This window comes from Streptomyces sp. MK7, assembly GCF_032658145.1.
In the GTDB taxonomy this organism is placed as follows: domain Bacteria; phylum Actinomycetota; class Actinomycetes; order Streptomycetales; family Streptomycetaceae; genus Streptomyces; species Streptomyces spiralis.
In genome coordinates, this window is sequence record NZ_JAVACL010000110.1 from 1 (window position 1) to 3,140 (window position 3,140).

Consider the following 3,140-nt stretch of genomic DNA (forward strand, 5'->3'; position numbering starts at 1 on the left):
CCTCAGCCCACGATCATGACGATCTCCGAGGGGCTGGACGCGACGACCGCCTCTCAGGCGTTCTCGTCATGGATCCGCGCACCCAGATCCTCTGCCCACTCCAGCGCCCACGCCTTGAGTTCTTCGATCTGCCGGGAGGTGAGCCCGTACGCGGTGTAGTCCTCGTCCTCGTACCAGTCCGCGCCGATCAGCCGGTCCCGGAGGTCTTCGAGGCTGAACTCGTCGTGGGCGCGACGGCGGCCCAGGGATTCGAGGTCGGCGGTGGAGCGGTGGCGGGATGCGGCCTGGACGTCGATGAGGTCGCGGACGGTACCGCGGTCGGCGAGGGCACGGACCTTTGTGCCGATCACGTCGTCGAGGGAAAGAACGGGGCCGTAGGGGGTCTGGGCAGGCGGAGCCCAGAACGCCTCCTTGAGGACGTCGACCTCGCACTCCTCGCCGGTGTCCGGATCGGTGACGAGGAACCGGCCGCTGAGCGGATCGGTCTGGACGTGCGTGGTCCGCCATCCGCGCGCGCTGAGGCCGGCTGTGAGTGAGGCGACGATCTCCTGCATCGGAGCGGGATTCTCGGTGGCGACGTCGAGGTCACGGCTGAAGCGTTCGACCAGGCCGTGTGCCTGCACGGCGTATCCGCCGGTGAGGACCAGAGGGTAGGGGGAGCCGAGGTCGAGGATGTCGGCGAGGAGACGCTCGTGGAGCGGAGTGAGCTTCACGCGGCGGTCGTGTCGGCCGGAGCGGTGCGGAGCAGCTCGGGGAAGGCGTCCTCCCAGACCTCGCGGATGTAGGGACTGATCAAGCGCCGCAGCACGGGCCACTGCTCGGTGAGCAGCCGGTGGTGCAGGAGAGCCACCAGGTCCTCACCCAGTCCTTCGGCGAGGACGGTCCGGTAGAGCGTCATGCGGGACTTCGGACGGTCCAGGCTGTAGCTCGTCCGCCCGGACCAGACGATGTGGAGCGGCAGGTCCACGTTGCCCTCAACAGGGCCGGCCAGATCCTGCAAGCGCTCCGGCAGCCGGCTACGGTAGCGGCCCCGCAGCACCTCGGCGCGGGGGGCGGTGATCGTCGTGTCCATGCATCCAGTATCGCTGCTGGGAGGCGGCGGCATGGCGGATTCGGGGGTCCCCTGTCGTACGTACGGGTCGAGCGGCCGGCCCCCCTTCCATCGGAGATCTCACCCAGCGGGCGCTTACTGACTTCGGCGTATTAGGGTGCGTCTGGTCTGTCGAGAGTGAGGCCCGTCCCGGCGAGAAATCCGCCGAGGGTGCTGTGCCGGGTACTGCAGCGCCTTGAGCCGCCTGCGGAGCAGGGTCTCCAGTTCGCTGAGGGTGCGGGCGGCCAGGTTGGCCAGGCTGCGTTTGATGTGCGCCCACATGCCCTCGACCGGGTTGAGGTCGGGCGCATACCCGGGCAGCAGGACCACGGTCAGCCGTTCCCGCTCGGCCACGAGCGCCTGCATCGTCTTGGAGATGTGGGTGCTCAGCCGGTCCCACACCACGATCAGCGGGGCCTTGAGCAGGTGGTGAGCGCCGTCGAGCAGGCGGATGTAGTCGCTCTCGCCGAGCGAGCGGCGCTCGCCCCTGCGGCCGGTGTGCCGGCGCAGTCGGTAGCACAGGCGGGCGGGCAGGCCAGGCCTGAAGCACAGCAGCCCGGCCACCGACAGGCGGCCCCGGCTGCGCCCCGAAACGCGCACCGTCGGGGTGATCCCGCGCCGGCCCCAGGTGCGGCCCTTGGGCGGACGGCCGGTCACGCCCGCTTCGTCCTCGAAGCAGACGAACGCGCCGGTCGCCGCCCGGAGGGTTTTACCTCCTGCCAGGTCGCCTCCCGCCATGCGGTGATCGCATCCTCGTCGCGTTCGGCGGCGGGCCGGGCGGGCATCTGCACGCTGAAGCCCATCCGGTGCAGCAGCCGGGTCACCCCGGAGACGCTGTAGGAGACATGGAACTTCCGCGCGATCAGCGTGCGCACCCGAGCGGCGGTCCACACCTGGTCGTCCGTCCAGCCGTGCGCGGCCGGTCCTTCGTCCAGCCAGGCGGCGAGTCCGGCCTGCAGGTGGGGGTCGAGTCGGCAGTCGTAGCCCGGGGCCCCCTTGGAACGCAGGGCCTCCCGCCCGCCCGCCTTCCAGGCACGGCGCCACTGGTAGACGGACTTCTCGCTCACCCGTAACTCCCGGGCGATGCACGGGACTTTCGCATCCTCCTCGAAGAGGTAGACGGCCTGCATCCGTACCTCTTCGCGGCGCTTGCGCTGCTCGGCGGTCAGCCCGCCCCCATCTGCGTACCGCATGTCTCCGGCGTACCAGCCAAGGCGCACGCCGTCACCAGGTCCGACGAAGACCAGACCCTACGACGCCGAAGTCAGTAGCGCATCATCGCCTACCCGCGCATCCCCCAGGCGGCGCGGCAACGGCTGCCCTGCAGACCCGGGACCAGCCCCGCTCGCGGGCGCGCGTGATCATGAAGCAGCAGGTCACACGGAGGGCCGCCGCAGCGGAGTCGGCTGCGGCTTCCGTCTCGGTGTCGGAAATGACGACGGTGCCGAAGGTGAGGCCCGTGGCGCCGGCGCAGGGGACGAGAATGACACCGGAGCGGGCGAGGACGCGATCACGGCCGGAGTGGGCAGGCGGCATCCACAAGGCACGCCGCTTCGGTCCCGAACGCAGCCCACTCACTCCGGACCCGTGCCGCGGACGAGCTGTCGAGTAACGCAGCGAACGCCCCAAGCGGGAGCCAGGCACCTGTGTCCAGGTCCCCCATCATGGCGGCCACCTGGTCAGCAAGCTGGGAAGCTCCCGCGCCCAATGCTGACCGTTTGCTGACCCGAGCGGGGCCATCAAGCCTATGACCTGCGCAAACACCAAAACGCTAGATCTTGGACTTGAACAGAGTACGTAGCATTTTGGACTCCCAAAAGACGGCTCCGTGAACCGTTCCGGGTTCGGTAGAGATCTCAGATGTTGGTTGTGACCTGGGGTTTCGTGGTTGCGAGGTAGTGGTTGTTCTCGTATTCGACGGGTGGGAGGTGGCCTATCTCACCATGGAGTCGTCGGTGGTTGTACCAGTCGACGTACTCGGCGGTGGCGAGTTCGACGTCGGACAGTGTCTTCCAGGGCCGTCGGGGCTTGATCAGCTCGGTCTTGAACA

General features: G+C 68.8%; 5 protein-coding genes. All 5 read right to left on the reverse strand.

Annotated elements, in window-relative coordinates; all coding sequences use genetic code 11:
• Nucleotides 1-53: 53 nt before the first annotated feature.
• The gene (locus R2S09_RS39970) at nt 54-713 is read right to left on the reverse strand and encodes a nucleotidyl transferase AbiEii/AbiGii toxin family protein (protein WP_073759566.1); all 660 of its coding nucleotides are present in this window, start codon (nt 711-713) and stop codon (nt 54-56) included.
• Nucleotides 710-1,072, reverse strand: coding sequence for a hypothetical protein (locus R2S09_RS39975; RefSeq protein ID WP_316746186.1), 363 nt, complete (start codon nt 1,070-1,072; stop codon nt 710-712). Before R2S09_RS39975 ends, R2S09_RS39970 begins: the two co-directional genes overlap by 4 nt.
• Nucleotides 1,073-1,186: 114 nt before the next feature.
• Nucleotides 1,187-1,747, reverse strand: a complete 561-nt coding sequence (locus R2S09_RS39980) for a transposase (RefSeq protein WP_316746188.1) — start codon at nt 1,745-1,747, stop codon at nt 1,187-1,189.
• Nucleotides 1,744-2,283 (reverse strand): winged helix-turn-helix domain-containing protein, encoded by a 540-nt coding sequence (locus tag R2S09_RS39985; protein ID WP_316746191.1) that lies wholly within the window; start codon nt 2,281-2,283, stop codon nt 1,744-1,746. Before R2S09_RS39985 ends, R2S09_RS39980 begins: the two co-directional genes overlap by 4 nt.
• Before the next feature lie 663 nt (nt 2,284-2,946).
• On the reverse strand, nt 2,947-3,140 hold a 194-nt coding region (locus R2S09_RS39990), incomplete at its 5' end, for an IS3 family transposase (protein ID WP_316746193.1).